This is a genomic window from Geodermatophilus sp. SYSU D00698 (assembly GCF_054050335.1).
In genome coordinates, this window is record NZ_JBJGZD010000023.1 from 55075 (window position 1) to 77861 (window position 22787).

Sequence of the window (22787 nt, forward strand, 5' to 3'; positions counted from 1 at the left end):
TCAGGCCGCCTGTCGCACGGAGCGGACGGTGGCCGCGAGCGACTCGGCGGCGAGCTCCTCCAGCCGGAGGGTCCGCGCGCCGAGGTGGGTGCCGAGGACGCCGGCGAGGCCCAGCCGCACCGGGCCGGACTCGCAGTCGACGACGACCGCCGCCGTGCCCGCCTCGGCCAGCCGCCGGGCGGTCGCGTGCGCGGCGCCGAGCGCGTCCGAGCCGCGCGCCCCGGTGGCCCGGCCGTCGGTGACGACGACCAGCAGGGGGCGCCGCTGGGGGTCGCGCACCCGCTCCACCCGCAGCGTCTCCTCCGCGCGCAGCAGCCCGGCGGCCAGCGGCGTGCGCCCGCCGGTGGGCAGCTCGCGCAGCCGCGCCGCGGCGGCCTCGACCGACCAGGTGGGCGGCAGCGCGAGGACGGCGTCGGCGCCGCGGAAGGTGACCAGGCCGACCTTGTCGCGGCGCTGGTAGGCGTCGAGCAGCAGCGACAGCACCGCGCCCTTGACCGCGCCCATCCGCGCCCGCGAGCCCATCGAGCCGCTGGCGTCGACGACGAAGAGCACGAGGTTGCCCTCCCGGCCCTCGAGCGTGGCCTGGCGCAGGTCCCCACGGGCGACCCGCAGGCCGGGGCCGGTGCGCCCGCGGGCGACCTGGTGCGGCGCGGCGGCGAGCACGGTGTCGACCAGGTGCAGCCGGGTCACCGGCCCGGACGGGCGGGTGGAGCCCACGACCCGCCCGCGCTCGGCGCGCGCCTTGGACCGCCGCCCGGCCGCGCCCGTCCCGACGCCGGGCACCTCGAGCCGGCGGGTGCGGAACGGGTCCGACGGCGCGACCGCGGCCCGCTCGGACGCCGGCGCCCCACCGCGCTCCTCGCCGCCCCGGGAGGAGCCCTCGTCGCGCGAACGGCTCTCCTCCCAACCGGAGGAGGCGCCGCCGTCCTGACCCTGGCCGTCGCCGGGAGGGGGCGGGGGAGCGCCGCCGTCGCCGGGGCCGTCCGGGGGCGGCGGGTCCTCGTCCGGGCGGCTGTCCTCGAGCGCCTGCTCGAGGGTGTCGTCGTCGAGGCCGGGCGCGTCGAACGGGTCGCGGCGCCGGCGGTGGGGGAGCGCCAGCCGGGCGGCGACGCGGACGTCGTCCTCGGTGACCGCGTCGCGGCCGGACCAGGCGGCGTGCGCGATCGCGGTGCGCGCGGTGACGAGGTCGGCGCGCAGCCCGTCGACGTCGAAGGCGGCGCACACGGCGGTGACCTGGCGCAGCGCCCCGTCGGAGAGGACGACGTGCGGCAGGCGGGCGCGGGCGCCGGCGATCCGGGCGGCCAGCTCCGCCTCCTCGGCCTCCCACGCGGCGGCGAACCCGGCGGGGTCGGCGTCGTGGGCGAACCGGCGGCGGACCACCTCGGCGCGCTCGGCGGGGTCCCGCGGGGCGGCGACCTCCACGGTGAGGCCGAACCGGTCGAGCAGCTGCGGGCGCAGCTCGCCCTCCTCGGGGTTCATCGTCCCAACCAGCAGGAAGCGCGCCGCGTGCCGCACCGAGACGCCCTCGCGCTCGACGTAGGCGGTGCCCATGGCGGCGGCGTCGAGCAGCAGGTCGACGAGGTGGTCGTGCAGCAGGTTGACCTCGTCGACGTAGAGCACGCCCCGGTGCGCGGCGGCCAGCAGGCCGGGCTCGAAGGCCTTCACGCCCTCGGTGAGCGCCCGCTCGAGGTCCAGTGACCCGACGACGCGGTCCTCCGACGCGCCCACCGGCAGCTCCACCAGCCGGGCCGGGCGCGTGGAGCCGGGCACGCCGAGGTCGTGCGGACCGTCGGGGCAGGCGGGGTCCGGGGCGGCGGGGTCGCAGGCGAACCGGCAGCCGGGCACGACGGCGACCGGCGGCAGGACGGCGGCCAGGGCGCGCACCGTCGTCGACTTGGCCGTGCCCTTCTCGCCGCGGACCAGCACGCCGCCGATGGCCGGCGAGACGGCGTTGAGCAGCAGGGCCAGCCGCATGTCGTCCATGCCGACGACGGCGCCGAAGGGATACGTCATGCGGGTGCACGGGTCCTCTCCCCGGGTGTCCACGCCCGGAGGTGGCAGGAGGCGGCGGCGGGAGTTCCTGACTCCCCGGCACCTCGCGGGCGAGGTCTCCGGGTCACAGTGGCGGGACCGCGCCGGAGTCGCACCGGGCTTCCTCCACTGCCGTCGCTGTGGCCCGGACATGGAACCACGCGACACGACGGGCCGGGAGGCCGGGCGACGACTTGACGGAACGGAAAGAGACAGTCCACGCTTTCCGGCATGGAAAACGATGCGATCGACCGCGACACCGCCGCCGCGCAGCTCGCCGCGCTGCAGGCCGACCGGGAGGCGCTGGCTGACCGCGTGCTGCAGCCGTGGTGGTACGACGTCGCGCTCGGCCTGCTGCTGTTCGCCTTCCTGGCGTCCTACGCCCTCGACTCCCTCTGGGTGACCTTCCCGGCGCTCGTCCTGTTCGCCGCCGGCCTGGGCGCGCTGGTGGCGGCCTACCGGCGGATCACCGGGGTGTGGGTGGACACGCCGCCGCGGGTGGCGGCGGCCTGGGGCGCGTTCGTGCTGGTCGTCCTCGTGCCGGCGTTCGTGCTGGCGGAGGGGTACGACCGGCACTGGGTGATGGTGCCGGCCGGCGCGCTGCTCGGCGTCGCGGCCGGGGTGCTCAGCCGGGTGTGGGGCCGCCGCTGGGCGGCCGGGCTGCGGAGCGGGCTGTGACCGCGGTCGCGCCGCACTTCGACGCCGTCATCCACCCGCCGCCGCGGCTGCAGATCTGCGGCCTGCTGGCCGCCGTCGACACGATGGAGTTCGCCACCGTGCGCGACCGGGTCGGCGTGAGCGACTCGGTGCTGTCCAAGCACGTCAAGCAGCTGGAGGAGGCCGGGTACGTGCAGGTCAGCAAGGCGACGGTCGCGTCCCGCCAGCGCACCAGCCTGTCGCTGACCCGGACCGGGCGCCGGGCGTTCGAGGCGCACGTCGCCGAGCTGCGCCGCATCGCCGGCCTGTGAGCCCGCGCCGCCCCGGCCCGCGCGGGCTCGCCGACGCCGCGCTCGTCCTCGCCGGCGCCGCGGCGGCCGGGTGGCTGCTCGGCCGCGTCGGCGTCCCGTCGGCCGCGCTGTTCGGCGGGCTGCTCGCCGGCCTGGTGCGCGGCCTGGCCGGGCGTGCGCCGCTCGACGTGCCGCGGCCCGCGGCGGCCGCGGCGCAGGCGGTCGTCGGCATCTCGATCGGTGCGCTGGTCGACCCCGACACCCTGGCCGCGATCGGCGAGGACTGGGCGCCGGTCCTCCTGGTCACCGTGGCCACGCTGCTGCTCACCGTCGGCGCCGGGCTGCTGCTGCGCCGCCAGCCCGGGATCAGCCCGGTGACCGGGGCGTTCGCGATGATCGCCGGCGGCGCGTCGGGCATCACCGCCATGGCCCGCGACCTCGGCGCCGACGACCGCATGGTGGCCGTCCTGCAGTACCTGCGGGTGCTGCTCATCGTCGTCGCGATGCCGGTGGTGGCGACGACGGTCTACGGCGCCGCCCCCGGCGCCGGGGGCGGCGTCGCGGAGGAGGCCGGCCCCGGCTGGCCCGCCGGCCTGCTGTCCACCGCCGCCTGCGCCGTGGTGGGTGTGCTGCTGGCCCGGCTGGTGCACCTGCCGGTGCCGGCGCTGCTCGGGCCGCTGCTGGTGGCCGCCGCGGCCGACCTCGGCGGGCTCTCCGGCGGCGCCACCGTGCCCGGTCCGGTCGAGGCGTCGGCGTTCGTGCTCATCGGCCTGCAGGTGGGGCTGCGGTTCACCGTCGCGAGCCTGCGAACCGTGGGACGGGCGCTGCTGCCGGCGCTGGCGGTCATCGTCGGCCTCGTCGTCGCGTGCGCCGGGCTGGGCGTCGTCCTCTCGGCGGCCACCGGCGTCAGCGAGCTCGACGCCTACCTCGCGACGACGCCCGGTGGCCTCTACGCCGTCCTCGCCACGGCCACCGGCACCGGCGCGGACGCGACCTTCGTGCTCGCCGTCCAGGTGCTGCGGCTGTTCGTGATGCTGCTCGCGGCGCCGCTCATCGCCCGCGGGCTGCGCCGCCGGCCGGCCTGACCGGTGGCGCCGCGCGCCTACCCTCGACCGGGTGAGCCGTGCGCCGGAGGAGGAGACCGAGCTGTCCGAGGTGGAGACTGCCGTCGTGGACGCCACCGCCGACGAGCAGGACGCCGTCCTGCTGTTCGTCGGCGGCCCCCTCGACGGGCGGGTCGAGGTCCGCGCCGCCCGCCACGGCGCGCCGCTGCCCACGGTCACGCACGTGCACCTGCACGGCGGCCCGAAGGTCGTCTCGCGCTACGACCTGCAGCCCCTGCCCGGCCAGGCCGGCGTCTACCACCTGCGGCAGCGGGAGCCCCGGCCGCGCCGCGGCGACTGACCCGCGCTCACCAGCCCTGCGTGCGCCGGGCGGCGTCGACCACCCGGTCGAACAGCGCCCGGTCCAGCGCCGCGCCCTCCCGCCGCACCCGCGCCGGGTCCAGCGTCAGCAGCCGGTCCAGCCGCACCTCGCTCGGCCGGCCCCGGCCGTCCCAGGCGCCGGTGCCGACGTCCATCCAGCTGCGCCCGTACCGGGCCTCGTCGGCGGCGTCGCGGTCGTGGTCCTTGCTGGTCAGCATCAGGCCGAGCAGGTCCTCACCACGGCGGCCGATGACCAGCACCGGGCGGTCCTTGCCCCGCCCGTCGCCCTCGTCGAAGGGCACCCAGGCCCACACGACCTCACCCGGGTCGGGCCGGCCGTCGGCCCGCGGCCGGTAGCCGACGTCGACCGGCGCCGGCCGGCCGGCGGCGGACGGCGCGGGGGTCGTGCGGCGCCCGGTGCGACGGGCGGAGGGCGCGGCGACGGCGCGCACGAGGGAGCGGACGGCGGCGACGAGACGGCGCGGGCGGTCCATGGCAGGAACCGTACGGAGGCACCAGCGGACACGCCGTCCCGTCTGCCTCGTTCGTCACACCGGTACCAATCCGCCCCGGTTCCGGTTACGGGGCGTCGATCGCGGGCACCATTGCGTCACGGGACGCCGGCACCGCGTCCCGGGAGAGGGGGGCTCCCCATGACCTCGGCCCAGCCCGTGATCCCCGTCGTCCCACTGACGCGGGAACCGCGCGCCAGCGTGCTCGCCGCGTTCCAGCTCGTCGAGGACGCCCGGTACCTCGGCACCGAGCGCAGACCGCGGCGCAACCGGGTCCGCCGCGTGGCGCGGCGCACCGTGACCACCCGGCGCCTGGCGAGGGACCTGCCCGTCTGAGCCGTCCCGGCTAGGCGACGCAGAACTCGTTGCCCTCCGGGTCGGCCATCGTCACCCAGGAGAACGGACCCTGCGACGCCCGCCAGAGCTCGGTGGCGCCCGTCCCGAGCAGCCGCGCCACCTCGGCCTCGCGCCGCTCGTCGCCGACCCGCAGGTCCAGGTGCACGCGGTTCTTGACCGTCTTCGCCTCGGGCACGGCCTGGAACAGCACGCGCGGCCGGCCGGGGTCCGGCGAGGTGATCGCCGCGCCGGCGGCCCACACCAGGGCGCCGCGGTGCGTCGTCGTCTGGTCCTCGCTCGCGTGACCCGCCGCCACCGCCCGCCGGATGAACGCCTCGTCCTGCGGCTCCACCTGCCAGTCCAGCGCCTCGGCCCACCAGTCGGCGAGCACGTGCGGCTCGGCGGCGTCGATCGTCACCTGGAACTCGGTCGCCATGGCCCGCAGCCTGGCAGGGCCCGGTGACGGGCCGGAACGGCCTGCCCGCGGGGGCCCGCCGCGAGCCCGCGAGCGGGTGGGGGGCAGGGAGGTCCTCCTAGAGCTCGAGGGCGAGGTCCGCGCGGATGGTGGCGTCGTCGGGCAGCGGGGTCTCCAGCCCGCAGTGGTCGCGGATCATCGTGCCGAACGGCGGCAGGGCGTCGCGGTCGATCCGGCTCGCCGGGTCCCACAGTCCCGAGCGCATGACCGCCTTGGCGCAGTGCAGGTAGGCGCGCTGCACGGTCACGACCATGACCGAGCGCGGCTCCCGGCCGAACTCGGTGAGGTCGAGGTCGAGGGCGTCGGCGGGCAGCAGCCCGGCGGTGCCGAAGACCTTGAGCGTCTCCTCGAGGCCGGGGACGAAGAACAGCAGCGCCACCCGCGGGTTCACCGCCACCTTGCGCAGGCTGTCGAGCCGGTTGTTGCCCTGCCGGTCGGGCAGCACCAGCCGGTGCTCGTCGAGCACCTTCACGAAGCCCGGGTCGCCGCCGCGCGGGGAGACCTCCGGCCAGCCGTCGGCGTCCGCCGTCGCCAGGGTGAGGAACGGGGACAGCCCGATCAGGGCCCGGCAGTGGACGTCGAGGTGGTCGATCTCCTTGTCCAGCACCAGCTGCGAGGGCGGGCGGTAGGAGGCGAGGACCGGGTCGGGCTGCACGCGACGACGGTAGCCCCCGCTAGCGTCGCGCCGTGCCGGTCACGTGGAGCTCCCCGGTCCGTTTCGTCGAGTGCGACCAGCAGGGCGTCGTGTTCAACGCGCACTACCTCGTCTGGGCGGACGAGGCCTCCACCGCCTGGTGGGCGTCGATCGGGCTGCCGTGGGAGGAGATCGCCCCGCGGGTGGACCCGGTGGTCAAGGCCAGCGCCCTGGAGTGGTCGTCGGCGGCCCGCTGGGGCGACACGGTCGAGGTCGACGCGCAGGCCGAGCGGCTCGGGCGCACGAGCGTGACCGTGCGGTTCACCGTCCGCGTGGGGGAGCGGGTGTGCTGCGTCGTCCGCAACACCTACGTCGGCACCGCCGGCGGGGCGTCGACGCCGTGGCCCGACGACGTCCGGGAGCGGCTGGAGTCCGCGCTCAGCGCGGGCTGAGCGCGTCGCCGGGCGGCAGGAGCGGCAGGTCCGCCGGCGGACCCTCCTCGAGCAGCCGCCACAGCGCGTCGGTGTCGGCGTGCTCGGCCACCAGGTCGCCGAGCGCGTCCAGGCGCTGCTCGCGGACCGCGGCGAAGGACGTCTCCGACGCCGGCGTGAACCGGCGGCCGGTGGCCCGGGCGACCTCGGCGAGGAAGGCACGGCGGAACCCGTCGTTCTCCAGCGCCCCGTGCCAGGTGGTGCCCCACACCGACCCGGCGCGGCCGCCGTCGAGGAACGGCTCGGCCCCGTCCCCGTAGGTCACCACGCCGTGGTGGATCTCGTAGCCGCGCACGGGGTGCCCCAGCGCCTCCCCGGACGGGCGGCCCAGCGTCTTCTCCCGCGCGAACCGGACGTCGGCCGGCAGCAGCCCCAGCCCGGGCACGGTGCCCGCCCGCGACTCGACGTCGTCGGTGATCGTGCGGGCGAGCATCTGGTGCCCGCCGCAGATGCCGAGCACCGGCCGGCCCTCGGCGGCGCGGCGGGTCACCGCGTCGGCCAGCCCGGTGGCGCGCAGCCAGGCGAGGTCGGACACCGTCGCGCGGCTGCCGGGCAGCACCAGCAGGTCGGCGTCGGCGGCCTCCTCGGGGCGGGTGACGAACCGGACGAGGACGCCGGGCTCGGCGGCCAGCGCGTCGACGTCGGTGGAGTTCGACAGCCGCGGCAGCCGGGCGACGGCGACCCGCAGCACCTCCTCGCCGTGCGGCGGCCCGGCGGGGAGGACGCCGGTGGGGATGCCGAGGGAGTCCTCGACGTCGAGCGCCGCGCCGGGCAGCCAGGGCAGGACGCCGAGCGTCGGCCGGCCGGTGAGCGCGGTGAGCTGCTCGAGGCCGGGCCGCAGCAGCCGGACGTCGCCGCGGAACTTGTTGACCAGGAACCCGGCGACCAGCCGCTGGTCGGCCGGCGGCATGAGCGCGACGGTGCCGTAGAGGGCGGGGAAGACCCCGCCGCGGTCGATGTCGCCGACGACGACCACCGGCAGCCCGGCCGCGGTGGCCAGGCCCATGTTGGCGATGTCGTCGGCGCGCAGGTTGATCTCGGTGGGGGAGCCGGCCCCCTCGCAGACGACGACGTCGAAGCGGCTCCGCAGGTCGGCCAGGCAGGCCAGCGCCTGCTCCAGCAGCGCCGCCTTCATCGGCCGGTAGGACAGCGCGGTGACGTCGGCGACCGGCCGGCCGAGCACCACCACCTGGCTGGCGTCCTCGCCGCCGGGCTTGAGCAGCACGGGGTTCATCGCCGCCTCGGGCTCGACCCGCGCCGCGGCGGCCTGCATGACCTGCGCCCGCCCGATCTCGGCGCCGTCGGCGGTGACCACCGAGTTGTTGCTCATGTTCTGCGCCTTGAACGGCGCGACCCGCACGCCCTGGCGGGCCAGCCAGCGGCAGACGCCCGCCGTGACGACGGACTTGCCGGCGTCCGACGTCGTCCCGGCGACCAGCAGCGCCCCGCTCACGCGGCCGGGCGCGGGCTGCCCCAGCCCGCCTTCTCCTGCCCGGACATCCCGGCGATCGTCTCCATGATCCGGTCGGTGACCTCGCGGCGGACCCGGCCGTTGCGCGCCTGGCCGGCGTGCTCGGGGAAGGTCATCGGCTCGCCGAACTCGATCGAGAACCGGTGCGGCCGCGGCCAGCGGGCGCCGACCGGCTGGATCCGGTCGGTGCCGACGACGGCCACCGGCACCACGGGGCAGCCGGCCGTGAGCGCCAGCCACGCGACGCCGGTCTTGCCGCGCGCGAGCCGGCCGTCGCGGGAGCGGGTGCCCTCGGGGTAGATGCCGAAGCCCTCACCGGCGCGCAGCACGCCGAGGGCGGTGTCCAGCGCCTCCTGCGCCGCGCGGGAGGCCTTCCGCTCCACGGGCATCGCGCCCAGCGCCGTGAACAGGGTGCGGGTGAACCAGCCGCCGAGGCCGCGGCCGGTGAAGTACTCGTCCTTGGCCAGGTACCGGACGCGGCGCGGTGCCGACAGGGGGATGACCATGCTGTCGATGAACGACAGGTGGTTGCTGGCGATGATGAACGCGCCGGTGGCCGGCACGTGCTGCCGCCCGGTGACCCGCGGCCGGAACACGACCCGGAACAGCGGCCGCAGCAGGAACCGCGCGAGCAGGTAGAACACGCCGTCCGCCCCCTCCCAGGGACCGGGGCCGGCGTCTGCCCGCCGGCCCGGACCCCGGGCATCCTCCCCTGACGCCCGCGCGGTCCGGGAGGCAGGGCCGCGCGGGCGGGGCGGGGTCAGCGCTCGACGTGCCCCGGGGGCGGGCAGGCGTCGCGCAGGATCGCGCGCACCTCGGGCGCCAGGGGCCGCGCCCCCGAGGCGGAGGCGACCAGGTCGAGGGCGACGTCGCGGACCTTGCGGTGGACGTGGCTGGAGATGTGCGCCAGCAGGTCGAAGGCCACCTGGTCGCCGCACCCGGTGAGGAGCATGAGCACGCCCTTGGCCTGCTCGATCGGCGCCCGGCTGGCCATCGCCGTGCGCAGCTGGGCGACCTCGGTCTCCAGGGCCGCGACGCGGTCCTCGGCCGACGGCACCACCGGCCGGGGGGCCTCCACCATCAGGCCCTCGACCGCGACCACGCGGCCGTCGTCGTCCGACCGCGGCTCGCCGACGAAGACGACGGGCCGGTGGCCGTCGCCGGACCGCAGCCGGACCTCCAGGCAGAAGGCCTGTGCCCCGGTGACCGCCGCGGAGAGGGCGTCGATGGTTCGCGCCCGGTCGTCGGGGTGCTGGGCGGCGACGAGCACCTCGGTGGAGGGGCCGGGGCCGTCGTCGGGGAGGCCGTGCAGGGCGGCCATCTCCGCCGACCACCACCAGTCCCCGCTGGCGCGGTCGTAGCGCCAGTGGCCGGCGACGGCGGTGCGCCGCCCGGGCAGGGGTGTGGGGGCGGGGGGACGGGGGAGGGGCGGAGGGGTCGTCCGGGCGGCCGGTGGGCGGTGCTGGGAGGCGACACGCGACTGCGTCGACGTCATGGCGGGCTCCGAGAGGACGCGCCGGGTGGAGGGCCCGGCGAGAGCGCCGCGCAGCCGGCTGTTCGACCATCTGCGGATCGCCGGGGGAGTTCCCGGCCGCTCGGGGACCTCCATGACGGTAGTCCCCCGGGGCAGGAGACGCACGGTCACCGGACGGCCCGGTCCGGTACGTGTCACACCACCGTGAGGGGTCGCACCGGGTGCCGCACCACCGGATCGCGGCGCAGGGCGGCGTCGACGGCGGCGAGGCCGGCGACGGCGCTGCGCAGGTCCGCCGCGGGGAGGGTGAACGGCACCCGCAGGTGGTCGTCGAAGGCGGTGCCGGTGCCGAACGCGCGGCCCTCGGCGAGCAGCAGCCCGAGCGGGGCGGCGGCGGCCGCCAGCGCCGCGGAGCTCGTGCCCGGTGGGAGCGTGCACCAGACCGACAGGCCGCCGCGCGGGGGCGCCGCGGTCCACGCCGGCAGGCGGGCCGCCAGCTCGGCCAGCAGCACCTCCCGGCGCTCGCGCAGCAGCGCCCGCCGCTGCTCCAGGACCGCGTCGAGGTCCCGCACCAGGGTCGCCGCGGCCAGCTGGTCGAGCAGGCCCACCGAGAGCTGGCGGCGGCCGAGGGCGGCGCCGAGCGAGCCGGCGAGGGCGGCGTCGGTCCGCAGCCAGCCGACCCGCAGCCCGCCCCACACCGCCTTGGACAGCCCGCCGACGGTGATCGTCGCGGCGTCGGGCAGGCCCGCGGCGTACGGGGGCAGCGGCCCGTCGTCGAGGTGCAGCTCCGCGGTGACCTCGTCGACGACGGTCAGCACGCCCTGCTGCCACAGCGTCGCGGCCAGGCGGCGGCGCCCGGCGGCGGACAGCCGGGCGCCGCTGGGGTTGGAGAAGTCGGGCATGAGGAAGGCCATCCGCGGGCTGCTCTGCCGGACGGCGATGTGCGCGGCGCCGACGACCGCGTCGGGGTCGGCGGCGTCCACGGCCACCGGGACGCACCGGCCGCCGGCGGTGGTGACCAGGCCCAGCGCCCCCGGGTAGGTGGGGTGCTCGACCAGCACGCGGTCGCCGGGCTGCAGCAGCGTCTCGAACACCAGCGCGGTTGCGTCGCCGGTGCCCGCGGTGACCACCACCTGCTCGGGGTCGGTGGGCAGGCCGCGGGCGGTGTACCGGTCGGCGATCGCCGCGCGCAGCTCCGGCAGCCCGCCCGGCGCGTAGCCGTGGCCGGCGACGACGGCGGGCAGCCGCTCCAGCGCCTCCCGGTAGGCGGGCAGCAGCTGCGGCGCCGCCTCGGGCGCCGCGTGCGCGAGGTCGAGCACGGCCGGGTCGGTGGTCGGGGCGGTCCACACCGGGTCGGCCGCGGGCGCCTCGACGACGGTGCCCGCGCCGTGCCGCGTGCTCGCGTGCCCCTCCTCGCGCAGCAGCCGGTAGGCCGAGGCGACGGTCACCCGGCTGACCGCGAGCGCGGCCGCGAGGTCGCGCTCGGCCGGCAGCCGGGTGCCCGGCGCGAGCTGCCCGAGGGCCGCCAGCTCGCGGATGCGCCGGGCCAGCGCGGCGTACCGCGGGCCCGGCAGGTCGCCCAGTGGTCCGACCAGCCCGGCCAGCTCGGGAGCAGTGGACTGATCCGTGCTCGGTGGCATGCAGGCCACCATGCCGGATTGGACCGCTTCCGTCCAGGCCCGATGGTGCCACTGTCCTGTCCATGACCCCTGGTGCCGTCCTCGTCCTGCTGTTCCTCCTGGCCCTCGCCGCCCTGGCGGTGGGCACGCTGGTGGTCGCCGTCCGCGGCGGCCGCGGCCCGGCCGACCCGCCGGCCAGCCACCTCCGCGTCGACCCGTCCGGCTTCCCCGTGCCGTCGGCGCCGCGCGGCGCCCTGCACGGGCGCGGTCCGCGGACCCGGTCCCCTCAGCGGCCGCGGGCCGCCCTGGCCACGGCCGTCCTGCCCACGGCCGTCCTGCCCACGGCCGCGGCGGCCGCGGCGGCCAGCCACACCGCGCGCGACAGGCGCACCGCCCGTGCGACGTCGCTGCTGGCCGGCGCCGCCCCGTCACCGAGCACGGGCCGGTCCTCCACCCGGCTGCCGTAGACGTTGCGCCCGCCCAGCCGCAGTCCCAGGGCGCCGGCCGCCGCGGCCTCGCAGCGGCCGGCGTTGGGGCTGGGGTGGGCGGCGCCGTCGCGGCGCCACACCCGCAGCGCCCCGCCCGCCGACCCGCCGGCGAGCGGGGCGCAGGCCACGGTCAGCGCCGCGGTGAGCCGGGCGGGCAGCCAGTTGGCGACGTCGTCGGCGCGGGCGGCGGCCCAGCCGAACCGGGCGTGCCGCGGGGACCGGTGGCCGACCATCGCGTCGAGGGTGTTGACCGCGCGGTACCCCAGCAGCCCGGGCAGCCCGGCCAGCGCGCCCCACACCAGCGGCGCGACGGCGGCGTCGGAGGTGTTCTCCGCGACCGACTCGACGGTGGCCCGGGCCAGCTCCGCCTCGTCGAGGGTCGAGGGGTCCCGCCCGGCGAGCGTGGGCAGCAGCGCCCGCGCCGCGGGCAGGTCGCCGGCCTCCAGCGCACCGGCCATCGCGGTCGCCGCCCGGCCCAGCGAGGTGCCGCCCAGCACCGCCCACGCGGCGGCGGCGGCGGCGGCGGTGCGCACCGCCGGCCGGCCCCGGGTGGCGCGGTCCACCGCGGCCCCCAGCCCGGCCGCGCCCGCCACGAGCACCGCCGCGTACCCCGCACCCGCCGCGCGGGAGTCCCGCCAGACCCGCCGCTCCAGCGCCGCGGCGACCGTGCCGAACCCGGCCACCGGGTGACGCCGCGCGGGATCGGCGAGCAGCACGTCGGCGGCCGCGCCGAGCGCCAGGCCGAGGGCGGTGGGGACGTCTCGGCGGTGCGGCACGGTGCCCATCCTGCCGAGGGCGCTTCCTAGGATCGCGGCCATGCGCCTGCCCGGCCGTTACGACGGCGTCGCCCGGCCGATCGTCACCTACGGCAGCAACGAGGTGCTGCACCGCCCGACCGCCCCGGTCACCGAGTTCGACGAGCGGCTGCGGCGGCTGGTCCTCGACATGTTCGCCTCGATGCGCGAGGCCGACGGGGTGGGGCTGGCGGCCAACCAGATCGGCGTCGACGCGCGGGTGTTCGTCATCGACTGCCCGGACGCCGACGGCGAGGACGTCGTCGGCTACGTCGTCAACCCGCGGCTCACGCTGCTCGAGCCGACCGGCGGCGAGCCGGCCGAGGAGGTCACCGAGGAGGGCTGCCTGTCGGTGCCCGGGCCCTACGCCGAGCTCGCCCGCGCCTTCCGCGCCCGGGTCGACGGCGTCGACGTGAAGGGGGAGCCGGTCTCCATCGAGGCCACCGGCATGGCCGCGCGCTGCCTGCAGCACGAGGTCGACCACCTCGACGGCGTCGTCTACGTGGACCGGCTGCCCGAGGAGCTGCGCGAGAAGCTGCTCGCCGAGGCCGCCGGGCCCGAGGGCGAGCTGCCGGCGTGAGCGGGGTCCGGCAGGCGGACGCGGTGGAGGAGGCCGCGACGACCCCGATCGTCGTCGTCGGCATCGGCGCGGACGGCTGGGACGGGCTGGCCCCGACCTCGCGCGCCGAGGTCGAGCGGGCCGAGGTGCTGCTCGGCAGCTCCCGCCAGCTCGACCTGGTCCCGGAGGAGGTCCCCGCCGAGCGGGTCCCCTGGCCCTCGCCGCTCACCGAGGCGCTGCCCGGGCTGGTCGAGGAGCACGCCGGCCGCGCGCTGGTGGTGCTGGCCAGCGGCGACCCGATGCTGTCGGGCATCGGCACCACGCTGACCCGGCTGCTGGGCGCCGAGCGGGTGCGGGTGCTGCCGGCGCCGTCGTCGGTGTCGCTGGCCTGCGCGCGGCTGGGCTGGGCGGTCGAGGACACCGAGGTGGTCAGCCTGGTCGGCCGGCCGATCGAGCTGCTGCACCCGCACGTTCAGCCCGGCCGGCGGCTGCTGGTGCTCGGCTCCGACGGCGCGACGCCGGCGCAGGTCGCCGCGCTGCTGGCCGGCCGCGGCTACGGGCAGAGCCTGGTCACCGTGCTCGGCGGGCTCGGCGGCCCGGACGAGGAGGTGCGCACCGGCACCGCGGCCACCTGGTCGCAGCCGGCGCCGGCGCTGGTCGTCACCGCCGTCGAGTGCCGGGCCGACCGCGGCACCATGCCGCTGCCCACCACCCCGGGCCTGCCCGACGGCGCCTACGAGTCCGACGGGCAGCTGACCAGGTCGGAGGTCCGCGCGATCACGCTCGCCCGGCTGGCCGCCGTCCCCGGGCAGCTGCTGTGGGACGTCGGGGCCGGCGCCGGGTCGATCGGCATCGAGTGGATGCGCGCGCACCCGACCTGCCGCGCCGTCGCGGTGGAGGCCTCCGCCGAGCGGGCCGAGCGGATCGCCCGCAACGCCGGGCGCCTCGGCGTCCCGTACCTGCGGGTGGTGCACGGGCACGCGCCGGACGTCCTCTCCCGGCTGGGCGCCCCGGACGCGGTCTTCATCGGCGGCGGGCTCACCACGCCGCTGCTGGTCGAGACCTGCTGGGACGCGCTGCCGGTGGGCGGCCGCATGGTGGCCAACGCGGTCACGGTCGAGAGCGAGGCGGTGCTCGCCCAGTGGCACGCACGGGTCGGCGGGGAGCTGGTGCGGGTCGGGGTGCAGCGCGCCGAGCCGGTCGGGTCGTTCACCGGCTGGAAGCCCGCGATGCCCGTGACGATCTGGTCGGTGACCCGCTGGTGACCGGAGCCTGTTCCGCCATTCGCGCGCGAAGGGCGAATCCGTGACCGTCCACTTCATCGGGGCCGGGCCCGGGGCCGCGGACCTCGTCACGCTGCGGGCGGCGCGGATCATCGCCAGCGCCCCGGTCTGCCTCTACGCCGGCGCCCTGGTGCCCCGCGAGCTGCTCGACACCGCCCCGCCCGGCGCCCGGCTGGTCGACACCGCCGACCTCGACCTGGACCGGATCACCGCCGAGCTGGTGGCCGCGCACGAGGCCGGCCACGACGTCGCCCGGCTGCACTCCGGCGACCCGTCGGTCTACAGCGCCGTGGCCGAGCAGATGCGCCGGCTCGACGCCGCGGGGGTGCCCTACGACGTCGTCCCGGGGGTGCCCGCGTTCGCCGCCGCGGCCGCCGCGCTCAAGCGGGAGCTCACCGTGCCCGGCGTCGGGCAGACCGTCGTCCTCACCCGCACCAGCGCGCGGTCCACGCCGATGCCGCCGGGGGAGGAGCTGGCCGCCTACGCCGCCACCGGCGCCACGCTCGTGCTGCACCTGGCCGTGCAGCGGATGGCCGAGCTCGCGCCGCAGCTGGCCGAGCACTACGGCGCCGACGGCCCGGTCGCCGTCGTGGCCCGGGCCAGCCGCGACGACGAGCTGGTGCTGCGCGGCACGCTCGCCGACATCGCCGGGCAGGTCGAGGCCGCGGGCGTCAGGCGGACCGCGGTCGTGGTCGTGGGCCCGGTGCTCACCGCGGAGCAGTTCCCCGACAGCCACCTCTACTCGACGACGAGATGCCGTCAGGCCTGACCCACCACCGCGCCGTCGCGGTCGACCACCACGACGTCGACCGCGACCGGGGCTCCCCGCAGCACCCCCAGGGCCGTCTCCCGGGCGCCCGCGGCCACCAGGTCGCCCAGCGGCAGCCCGGCCGCCTGGCACTGCCGCAGCGCGTCGAGCGCGGTGTTGGCGCCGCGCACGCCCGCGACCAGCTCCGCGGAGCCGCCCGCGGCCGCCACCCGCGCGGCCAGCGAGTCGAAGGAGACCTGCGAGCGGCCCGAGTGCAGGTCGAGGTGGCCGTCGGCGAGCTTGGCCAGCTTGCCGATGCCGCCGGCCACGGTCAGCCGCGGCACCGGGTGGCGGCGCAGGTACTTGAGCACGGCGCCGGCGAAGTCGCCCATGTCGAGCAGGGCGTCCTCGGGCAGGCCGTAGAGCTCCTGCACCGTCCGCTCGCTGGTCGACCCGGTGCACCCGGCCACGTGCTCGTGCCCGGCGGCCCGGGCGACGTCGATGCCGCGGCGGATCGAGTCGATCCACGACGAGCAGGAGTACGGCACGACGACGCCGGTCGTGCCGAGCACCGACAGTCCGCCGACGATGCCCAGCCGCGGGTTCCACGTCCTCCGCGCCAGCTCGGCGCCGTTCTCGATGGACACCTCGACGACGACGTCGCCGCTGCCGCCGTGCCGCGCCGCGACCGCCGCGACGTGCTCGCGGATGAACCGCCGCGGCATCGGGTTGATCGCCGGCTCGCCGACCGCCAGCGGCAGCCCGGGCTTGGTCACGGTGCCCACGCCCTCGCCGGCGCGGAAGACCACCCCGCTGCCCGGCTCGCCGTGCGACACCCGCGCGCTCACCAGCGCGCCGTGGGTGACGTCGGGGTCGTCGCCGGCGTCCTTGACGATCCCGGCGGTGGCCGCGCCGGGATCGAGCGACTCGCGGGCCAGCGCGAACGAGGGGTGCCGGTCGTTCGGCAGGTCGATGGTCACCGGGTCGGGGAACTCGCCGGTGAGCAGCGCGGTGTAGGCCGCGGTGGTGGCCGCCGTCGCGCACGCGCCGGTGGTCCAGCCGTGCCGCAGCCCGGAGGCGCCGTCCCTGCTCACCGGCCCATGATCCCCGGCGGCGCGGCGTGAGCGGGCGGGTGCTGGTCCTCGGCGGCACCGGCGAGGCGCGGCGGCTGGCCGCGGCCCTGGTCGAGCGCGGGGTCGACGTCCTGTCCAGCCTCGCCGGGCGGGTGGCCGACCCGGTGCTGCCCGCGGGCGGCGTGCGGGTCGGCGGCTTCGGCGGCGCCGACGGGCTGGCCGACTGGCTGGCCACGCACCGGCCGAGGGCCGTCGTCGACGCGACCCACCCGTTCGCCGCCCGGATCACCGCGAACGCGGCGGCCGCGGCGCGGCGGCAGGGCGTGCCGCTGCTGCGGCTGCAGCGACCGGGCTGGACGCCGGGGCCTGCGGACCGGTGGACGTACATGGACTCCCTGGCCGACGCGGCCGCGGCGGTCCGGGACGCCGGCACCGTCTTCCTCACCACCGGCCGGCAGGGCGTCGGCGCGTTCGCGGCGCTGCCCGGGCGGGTGCTGGTGCGCTCGGTCGACCCGCCGGACGAGCCGCTGCCCGCGGGCGCGGTGCTGCTGCTGGCCCGCGGCCCGTTCACGGTCGAGGAGGAGGTCGCGCTGCTGCGCGAGCACGGCGTCGACGTCGTCGTGACCAAGGACTCCGGCGGGCACATGACCGAGGCCAAGCTGGTCGCCGCCCGGCGGCTCGGGCTGCCGGTCGTGCTGGTCCGCCGCCCGCCGCTGCCCCCGGGGGTCGACGTCGTGGCCACCGTCGAGGAAGCGGTGGAGTGGCTAAATGCGTTGAGACGTGACGGTGCCGGAACGGAGGATGGCCCCTCGTGGAACCGATGACCGAGCAGCAGGTGCGGCGCTCCTTCGTCAACTGCTCGAAGGGCGAGGCCAACTCCGCCACCCTCCCGCGCGACCTCGCCGACCTGCCGTGGGACGAGCTCGAGGTGCTCGGCTGGCGCGACCCGAAGGCGCCGCTGCGCGGCTACCTCGTCGTCCAGCGGGAGGGGCAGCCGGTCGGCATCGCGCTGCGCGCCGCGGACTCGCGGATGTCGGCGCGCCGGACCGTCATGTGCCTGCTGTGCCAGTCCACCCACTCCGGCGACGCCGTCTCGCTGTTCACCGCGCGCCGCGCCGGCGAGGCCGGCCGCAACGGGAACACCGTGGGCACCTACGTGTGCGCCGACCTCGGCTGCGCCGCCCGCGCCCGCACCGAGATCCCGCCGTGGCTGCGCGACCGCGACCCGGCCGAGGTGGGCGAGGAGCGGGTCGCCGAGCTGCGGGAGCGGGTGCAGACCTTCCTGGACGCCGTCACCGGCTGACCCGGCGCGTCAGCGTCCCGCGGGGCCGGCGGCGGGGTGCCGGTCGCGGTCGGCCCTCGCCGCGGCGCGGTCGCGGGCGGCCCGCTCCCGGTCGGCGCGGGCGCCCTCGCGGTCCCGGGCCGCCGCCCTGCGGTCCTCCTCCGCCGCCCGGCGGTCGGCGGCGTCGGCCGCCCGGTCGGCCTCGGCCCGCGCCCGGTCGTCCTCGGCCTGGGCGCGGTAGCTCTCGGCGACCTGGGCGTCGATGGCCCGCTGGTGCTCCCGCCGCTCGGACGGCACCCCGCCGGCCGAGGCGGCCGCCCGCTGGCGCCAGCGCTCCTGCTCGGCCCGGCGCAGGTCGGCGGCCGACTCCCGGCGCTCGGCGGCGGCGGCCCGCTCCGCTGCCCGCTGGTCACGCTCGGCGGCCACCTCGTCGCGCTGTCGCGCCGCCTCCTCGCGGAGCAGCGCCGCCTCCTCCCATCGGCGGGCCGCCTGGTCGCGGCGACCGGCGGCGTCCTCCCGCGCCCGGTCGGCGGCCCTCCGCGCCCGCTCGGCGTGCGCCGTGTCCGTGTCCCCGGGGGTGGTGGCCGTGTCCCCGGGGGTGGTGACCGTGTCCCCGGGGGTGGTGGCCGCCGGCCACCGGACGGCCCGGTCCCGCTCGTGGTCGACGGCCCGCAGCGCCGCCGCGGCCTCGCGCAGATACCCCTGCGCGTCCTCGACGCGTCCCCTGCGCAGGGCTCGTTCGGCGAGGGCGAGATGGGTGGCGGCGACGGCGTGCTCGGTCGTGGCCATCGCCTCGGCGCCCCGCACCAGCCGCTCGTGCAGCCGCCGGACGTCCTGCCGGAGGCGCTGTGAGGCATCCTCGGTGTGGCGGCCGTGCGGAACGCGCGCCGGCCGGTCCGGCGCGCCCTCGTCGGCGGTCCGCCCCCCCGACCCGTCCATGCGCGACAGCGTCGTCCCGGGGGAGGCTGCGGACAAGGGCGCCGGGTACCACGCCCTCGACCGGGGACCCCGACCGACGGGAGGCGCAGGTTCCGTGCCCGACGACCCCCGCCTGGTCCTGTTCGACCTCGACGGCACGCTGGTCGACTCGACGCCGGGCATCGCCGCCTCGGTGCGGGTGGCCGCGGCCGAGCTGGGTCTGCCCGAGCCGACGCCGGCGCAGCTGCGCGACATGGTCGGCCCGCCGCTGCAGGACGGCTTCGCCACGGTGCTCGGGGTCCCGCCCGCCGACGTCGACCGCGCGGTGGCCGCGTACCGGGCGCACTACACGGCCGGCGCGCTGCTCGACGTCGCCGTGTACGACGGGATCCCGGAGCTGCTGGCGACCCTCCGCGACGGCGGGGCGATCCTCGCCGTCGCGACCAGCAAGCCCGAGGTGTTCGCCGTGCGGGTGCTCGAGGCGACCGGCCTGCGCGCGTCGTTCGCGAGCGTGCACGGCGCCACCCTCGACGGCGCCGTGCGGCACAAGGACCAGGTGGTCGCCGCCGCACTGGGCGCGCACCCCGCCGCGCGGCCGGCCGTGCTCGTCGGCGACCGCGCGCAGGACGTGCTGGGCGCGGCGGCGCACGGGCTGGCGTGCGTGGGCGCGGGCTGGGGTCCGGGCGGGCCGGGCGAGCTGGAGGGGGCCGGCGCGGCCGTCGTCGTCGCGACGCCGGGGGAGGTGCCGGCCGCGCTCGCGGCGCTCGACGGGTAGCGGACCGCCGTCCGGGCTAGTTACCCGAGGTGACCGGGGCCGTTCCGCTGACCGATGCGCTGCAGGAGCTGCGCGACGCCGTCGCCGCGGCGCCGCTCGGCCTGGCCACCCCCGCGCGGGAGGCGACCGCGCGGACCGCCCGGGCGGTGGTCGACCAGGTCGACGACTACCTGCTGCCCCGGCTGCGCGACCTCGACGCCCCGCTGCTGGCCGTCGTCGGCGGCTCGACGGGCGCGGGCAAGTCCACGCTGGTCAACAGCGTGCTCGGCGCGCGGGTGACCACCCCCGGCGTGCTCCGGCCGACCACCCGCGCCCCCGTGCTGGTCTGCTCGCCGGCCGACGTGCCGGCGTTCTCCGGCGACCGCGTGCTCCCCGGCCTGCCGCGCACGACCGGCGGGGGCGACGTCGTCGGCGGGCTGCGCCTGGTCCCGAGCGAGGCGCTGCCGGCCGGGCTCGCGCTCGTCGACGCCCCCGACGTCGACTCGGTGGTGGAGACCAACCGCGACCTCGCCGGGCAGCTGCTGTCGGCGGCGGACCTGTGGGTCTTCGTGACGACGGCGGCCCGCTACGCCGACGCCGTCCCGTGGGACCTGCTGCGCACGGCGCAGGAGCGCGGCACCGCGCTGGCGGTCGTGCTGGACCGGGTGCCGCCCGAGGCGGTGAGCGAGGTGGCCGCCGACCTCGCCGGGATGCTGCAGCGCGGCGGTCTGGGGACGGCGCGGCTGTTCGTGGTGGAGGAGCGGCCGCTGCGCGACGGCTTCCTGCCCGAGGAGCAGGTGGCGCCGCTGCGCGACTGGCTGCGCGGGCTGGCGGCCGACCAGGAGCAGCGCGCCGCCGTCGTGCGGCAGACGCTCGCCGGGGCGCTGGAGAGCCTCGACGGGCGGGTGGCCGCGGTCGCCGACGGGGTGGACGAGCAGGCCGCGGCGGCGGCCGCCCTCGCCGACGCCGCCGACGCGGCCTACGGCGCGGCGCGGCAGGCGGTCGCCGAGGGCGTGGGCAACGGCAGCCTGCTGCGCGGCGAGGTGCTGGCCCGCTGGCAGGACTTCGTGGGCACCGGCGAGTGGATGCGCTCGCTGCAGAACCGGGTGGGCCGGCTGCGCGACCGGCTGGGCGCCGCGCTCACCGGCCGCCCGACGTCGACGGACTCGCTGCACGGCGCCCTGGAGTCGGGCGTGGAGACGCTGCTGCGCGCGGAGGCCGGCCGTGCCGCCGACCGCACGGTGACGGCGTGGCGCTCGCTGCCCGGCGGGCCGGCGCTGGTCGCCGGGCGCGAGGAGGAGCTCGGGGCGGAGTCGCCGGACTTCGCGCCCGCGGCCGCCGACGAGGTGCGCGACTGGCAGGGCCACGTGCTCGACCTGGTGCGCGAGGAGGGCGCGGGCAAGCGCTCGCAGGCGCGGCTGCTGTCGTGGGGCGTGAACGGGGCCGGCGCGGTGGTGATGGTCGCCGTGTTCGCCTCTACGGCGGGGCTGTCGGGTGCGGAGCTCGCCGTCGCCGGCGGGACGACGGCGCTCGGGCAGCGGGTGCTCGAGGCGGTGTTCGGCGACGCCGCGGTGCGCTCGCTGGCCGCCCGGGCCCGCGCCGACCTCGACGCCCGCGCCGACCGGCTGCTGGCCGCCGAGCAGGACCGCTTCGAGGAGCTGCTCGCCGTCGCCGCGGACGCCCCCGCCGCGGCGGAGGAGCTGCGCTCGGCCGTCGCCACGCTGGCCGCGGCCCGGGGGGCCGCCGCGTGAGGGGCCGCGGGCCGTCGCTGGCCGACCGGCTGGCCGCGCTGCGCGAGGCGGTGGAGGTCGCCGACGGGCGGCTGGAGGTGCCCGAGGTGGGCACGGCCCGGTCGCTGCTGGCCAAGGCCGGGGCCCGCGAGGCGCTGGGCGACGCGACCGTCGTCGCGCTCGCGGGGGCCACCGGCAGCGGCAAGTCCACGCTGTTCAACGCGCTGTCCGGGGCGGAGGTGAGCACGCCCGGCGTGCGGCGGCCGACCACCGGCGTCGCGCACGCCAGCGTCTGGGGGGACCCCTCCACCGGAGCGCACGGCGCCGACCGGCTGCTCGACTGGCTGGAGGTGCCGCGGCGGCACCGGGTCGCCGACCCTGACCCCGCGCTCGACGGCCTGGTGCTGCTGGACCTGCCCGACCACGACAGCGTGCGGCTGGAGAACCGGCTGGAGGTCGACCGGCTGGTGCAGCTGGTCGACGTCCTGGTGTGGGTGCTGGACCCGCAGAAGTACGCCGACGACGCCGTCCACACCCGGTACCTCGCGCCGCTGGCCGGGCACGCGGGCGTGCTGCTGGTGGTGCTCAACCAGGTGGACCGGCTCGACGAGGCGGCGGTCGCCGCGTGCTTGGCCGACCTGCGCCGGCTGCTCGACGAGGAGGGCCTGGCCGGGGTGCCGGTGCTGCCCACCGCGGCGCCCAGCGGCCTGGGCCTGCCGCAGCTGCGGGCCGAGCTGGGCCGCCGCGTGGGCGCGCGCAAGGCCGCCACCGACCGGCTGACCGCGGACGCGCGGGGCGCCGCCTCGGCCCTGGCCGCCCACTGCGCCCCCGACGCCGGCCGCGACCGCGGGCCGGACCGGGCGGCGCGGGAGGAGCTCACCGGGGCGCTCGCCGACGCCGCGGGGGTGCCGGCGGTGGTCGCCGCGGTCGAGCGCTCGGCGCGCCGCAGCGGCGTGGCGCACACCGGCTGGCCGGTGCTGCGGTGGACGTCGAAGCTGCGGGCCGATCCGCTGGGCCGGCTCAACCTGGGGGACGAGCGGTCGCGGACCTCGCTGCCGCAGGCGGGCGCGGTGCAGCGGGCCGGGATGGACGCCGCGCTGCGCCGGGCGCGCGACGAGGCCGGCCGCGGGCTGCCGCCGGCCTGGCGCGACGAGCTGCGCCGCACGTCGGAGGACACGGAGGAGCGGCTGCCCGACCGGCTCGACCGCGCCGTCGCCGGCACCGACCTCGGCCCCGACCGGACGCCGCTGTGGCAGCGCGCGGCCGGGGGCCTGCAGTGGCTGCTGGCGCTCACCGCGCTGGTGGGCGGGCTGTGGCTGCTCGCGCTGGCCGGCCTCGGGCTGCTGCAGCTCGACGACGTCCTCCCGCTGCCACGGGTGCAGGGCATCCCGCTGCCCACGCTGCTGCTGGCCGGCGGGCTGCTCGCCGGGCTGCTGCTCGCGCTGCTGTGCCGGCCGCTCGTGGCGGCGGGCGCCCGACGCCGGGCGCGGACGGCGCGGCGCCGGCTCACCGCCCGGGTGGCGGAGGTGGCCGACGAGGAGGTGCTGGCGCCGCTGGCGGAGGCGCGCGCCGACCACGACCGGTTCTGCGCCGCGGTGGGGCGGGCGGCCCCCTAGCTGTAGTGCCCACGGACCTTGTTGACACGCCGTTGAGGGCTTGATCGGCAGGAAGACCTCCGGCGGAGTGGGGATGTCTGACGTCGCCCGCTCAACCGGAGGTCTTCGTGGTCCACGCTATGCCGCGG

Annotated in this window: 25 protein-coding genes and 1 riboswitch; of the genes, 14 read left to right on the top strand and 11 right to left on the bottom strand. The window is 78.3% G+C overall.

The annotated features are described in order from the left end of the window. The gene (locus tag ACI8AB_RS18690; protein WP_456951352.1) at positions 1 to 2013 is read right to left on the bottom strand and encodes a putative cobaltochelatase; all 2013 of its coding nucleotides are present in this window, start codon (positions 2011 to 2013) and stop codon (positions 1 to 3) included. Positions 2014 to 2074: 61 nt separating this feature from the next. Then, positions 2075 to 2158: riboswitch (cobalamin riboswitch) on the bottom strand. A 104-nt stretch (positions 2159 to 2262) separates the two neighbouring features. Between ACI8AB_RS18690 and ACI8AB_RS18695 the strand changes: the two genes are divergently transcribed. Genes ACI8AB_RS18695 through ACI8AB_RS18710 form a run of 4 tightly spaced genes read left to right on the top strand, consistent with a single transcriptional unit; the run spans position 2263 to position 4382 of the window. Then, positions 2263 to 2709 carry a hypothetical protein gene (locus ACI8AB_RS18695; protein WP_456951353.1) on the top strand — a complete coding sequence of 149 codons (447 nt, stop codon included), beginning with the start codon at positions 2263 to 2265 and terminating at the stop codon, positions 2707 to 2709. Next, positions 2706 to 2999, top strand: coding sequence for a transcriptional regulator (locus tag ACI8AB_RS18700; protein ID WP_387987365.1), 294 nt, complete (start codon positions 2706 to 2708; stop codon positions 2997 to 2999). Before ACI8AB_RS18695 ends, ACI8AB_RS18700 begins: the two co-directional genes overlap by 4 nt. Then, positions 2996 to 4063 (top strand): AbrB family transcriptional regulator, encoded by a 1068-nt coding sequence (locus tag ACI8AB_RS18705; protein WP_456951354.1) that lies wholly within the window; start codon positions 2996 to 2998, stop codon positions 4061 to 4063. Before ACI8AB_RS18700 ends, ACI8AB_RS18705 begins: the two co-directional genes overlap by 4 nt. 31 nt (positions 4064 to 4094) lie before the next feature. After that, positions 4095 to 4382, top strand: coding sequence for a hypothetical protein (locus ACI8AB_RS18710; protein WP_387987361.1), 288 nt, complete (start codon positions 4095 to 4097; stop codon positions 4380 to 4382). Positions 4383 to 4389: 7 nt separating this feature from the next. Here ACI8AB_RS18710 and ACI8AB_RS18715 read toward each other — a convergent pair whose 3' ends face one another. After that, on the bottom strand, positions 4390 to 4896 hold the full coding sequence (locus ACI8AB_RS18715; protein WP_456901772.1) for a type II toxin-antitoxin system PemK/MazF family toxin: 507 nt from the start codon (positions 4894 to 4896) through the stop codon (positions 4390 to 4392). 159 nt (positions 4897 to 5055) lie between these two features. Between ACI8AB_RS18715 and ACI8AB_RS18720 the strand changes: the two genes are divergently transcribed. After that, complete coding sequence (locus tag ACI8AB_RS18720) at positions 5056 to 5250, top strand: hypothetical protein (protein WP_456951355.1); 195 nt, start codon at positions 5056 to 5058, stop codon at positions 5248 to 5250. 10 nt (positions 5251 to 5260) lie between these two features. Here the strand turns inward: ACI8AB_RS18720 and ACI8AB_RS18725 are convergent, their stop codons facing one another. Beyond that, positions 5261 to 5686, bottom strand: a complete 426-nt coding sequence (locus ACI8AB_RS18725; protein WP_456951356.1) for a VOC family protein — start codon at positions 5684 to 5686, stop codon at positions 5261 to 5263. 97 nt (positions 5687 to 5783) lie between these two features. Beyond that, positions 5784 to 6380, bottom strand: a complete 597-nt coding sequence (locus ACI8AB_RS18730) for an MSMEG_1061 family FMN-dependent PPOX-type flavoprotein (RefSeq protein WP_456951357.1) — start codon at positions 6378 to 6380, stop codon at positions 5784 to 5786. 32 nt (positions 6381 to 6412) lie between these two features. Between ACI8AB_RS18730 and ACI8AB_RS18735 the strand changes: the two genes are divergently transcribed. Then, positions 6413 to 6811, top strand: coding sequence for an acyl-CoA thioesterase (locus tag ACI8AB_RS18735; RefSeq protein WP_456951358.1), 399 nt, complete (start codon positions 6413 to 6415; stop codon positions 6809 to 6811). Here the strand turns inward: ACI8AB_RS18735 and ACI8AB_RS18740 are convergent. The 5 genes from ACI8AB_RS18740 to ACI8AB_RS18760 form a co-directional block, all read right to left on the bottom strand. Further along, positions 6798 to 8303 (bottom strand): cobyric acid synthase, encoded by a 1506-nt coding sequence (locus ACI8AB_RS18740; protein ID WP_456951359.1) that lies wholly within the window; start codon positions 8301 to 8303, stop codon positions 6798 to 6800. The two genes, ACI8AB_RS18735 and ACI8AB_RS18740, sit on opposite strands and share 14 nt — an antisense overlap. Next, positions 8300 to 8965, bottom strand: coding sequence for a lysophospholipid acyltransferase family protein (locus ACI8AB_RS18745; RefSeq protein ID WP_387987347.1), 666 nt, complete (start codon positions 8963 to 8965; stop codon positions 8300 to 8302). Before ACI8AB_RS18745 ends, ACI8AB_RS18740 begins: the two co-directional genes overlap by 4 nt. A 116-nt stretch (positions 8966 to 9081) precedes the next feature. After that, on the bottom strand, positions 9082 to 9816 hold the full coding sequence (locus ACI8AB_RS18750; RefSeq protein WP_456951360.1) for an ANTAR domain-containing protein: 735 nt from the start codon (positions 9814 to 9816) through the stop codon (positions 9082 to 9084). Between the two features lie 173 nt (positions 9817 to 9989). After that, positions 9990 to 11435: a MocR-like transcription factor YczR gene (gene yczR / locus ACI8AB_RS18755; RefSeq protein WP_456951361.1), complete on the bottom strand. Its 1446-nt coding sequence runs from the start codon at positions 11433 to 11435 to the stop codon at positions 9990 to 9992. A gap of 265 nt (positions 11436 to 11700) precedes the next feature. Further along, positions 11701 to 12678, bottom strand: coding sequence for a cobalamin biosynthesis protein (locus ACI8AB_RS18760; RefSeq protein ID WP_456951362.1), 978 nt, complete (start codon positions 12676 to 12678; stop codon positions 11701 to 11703). 40 nt (positions 12679 to 12718) lie between these two features. Here ACI8AB_RS18760 and def point away from each other — a divergent pair, with 40 nt between their 5' ends. From def to cobM, 3 genes are read left to right on the top strand one after another with little or no spacing between them, the layout of a single operon-like run. After that, positions 12719 to 13276, top strand: coding sequence for a peptide deformylase (gene def / locus ACI8AB_RS18765; RefSeq protein WP_387987339.1), 558 nt, complete (start codon positions 12719 to 12721; stop codon positions 13274 to 13276). Continuing rightward, entirely contained in the window at positions 13273 to 14520 is a 1248-nt protein-coding gene (cbiE, locus tag ACI8AB_RS18770; RefSeq protein WP_456951363.1) for a precorrin-6y C5,15-methyltransferase (decarboxylating) subunit CbiE, read from the top strand. The genes def and cbiE overlap by 4 nt, the downstream gene beginning before the upstream one ends. Positions 14521 to 14560: 40 nt before the next feature. Beyond that, positions 14561 to 15307: a precorrin-4 C(11)-methyltransferase gene (gene cobM / locus ACI8AB_RS18775; protein ID WP_387987335.1), complete on the top strand. Its 747-nt coding sequence runs from the start codon at positions 14561 to 14563 to the stop codon at positions 15305 to 15307. Here the strand turns inward: cobM and ACI8AB_RS18780 are convergent. After that, positions 15298 to 16380 carry a cobalt-precorrin-5B (C(1))-methyltransferase gene (locus ACI8AB_RS18780; protein ID WP_456951364.1) on the bottom strand — a complete coding sequence of 361 codons (1083 nt, stop codon included), beginning with the start codon at positions 16378 to 16380 and terminating at the stop codon, positions 15298 to 15300. The genes cobM and ACI8AB_RS18780 overlap by 10 nt on opposite strands. A gap of 26 nt (positions 16381 to 16406) precedes the next feature. On the opposite strand from ACI8AB_RS18780, the gene ACI8AB_RS18785 reads away from it, so the two are divergent. Both ACI8AB_RS18785 and ACI8AB_RS18790 read left to right on the top strand, forming a co-directional pair. Beyond that, positions 16407 to 17183 (top strand): cobalt-precorrin-6A reductase, encoded by a 777-nt coding sequence (locus ACI8AB_RS18785; RefSeq protein ID WP_456951365.1) that lies wholly within the window; start codon positions 16407 to 16409, stop codon positions 17181 to 17183. Continuing rightward, complete coding sequence (locus tag ACI8AB_RS18790; protein WP_456951370.1) at positions 17180 to 17662, top strand: FBP domain-containing protein; 483 nt, start codon at positions 17180 to 17182, stop codon at positions 17660 to 17662. Before ACI8AB_RS18785 ends, ACI8AB_RS18790 begins: the two co-directional genes overlap by 4 nt. 9 nt (positions 17663 to 17671) lie before the next feature. Here ACI8AB_RS18790 and ACI8AB_RS18795 read toward each other — a convergent pair whose 3' ends face one another. Next, the gene (locus tag ACI8AB_RS18795; RefSeq protein ID WP_456951366.1) at positions 17672 to 18580 is read right to left on the bottom strand and encodes a hypothetical protein; all 909 of its coding nucleotides are present in this window, start codon (positions 18578 to 18580) and stop codon (positions 17672 to 17674) included. 94 nt (positions 18581 to 18674) lie between these two features. Between ACI8AB_RS18795 and ACI8AB_RS18800 the strand changes: the two genes are divergently transcribed. The 3 genes from ACI8AB_RS18800 to ACI8AB_RS18810 are packed head-to-tail and all read left to right on the top strand — an operon-like array spanning position 18675 to position 22659. After that, a complete protein-coding gene (locus ACI8AB_RS18800) occupies positions 18675 to 19334 on the top strand; it encodes an HAD hydrolase-like protein (RefSeq protein ID WP_456951367.1) in 660 nt (219 codons plus the stop codon). Positions 19335 to 19363: 29 nt separating this feature from the next. Then, a complete protein-coding gene (locus tag ACI8AB_RS18805) occupies positions 19364 to 21064 on the top strand; it encodes an ABC transporter (protein WP_456951368.1) in 1701 nt (566 codons plus the stop codon). Next, positions 21061 to 22659 carry a GTPase gene (locus tag ACI8AB_RS18810; RefSeq protein ID WP_456951369.1) on the top strand — a complete coding sequence of 533 codons (1599 nt, stop codon included), beginning with the start codon at positions 21061 to 21063 and terminating at the stop codon, positions 22657 to 22659. Before ACI8AB_RS18805 ends, ACI8AB_RS18810 begins: the two co-directional genes overlap by 4 nt. Positions 22660 to 22787: the final 128 nt, after the last annotated feature.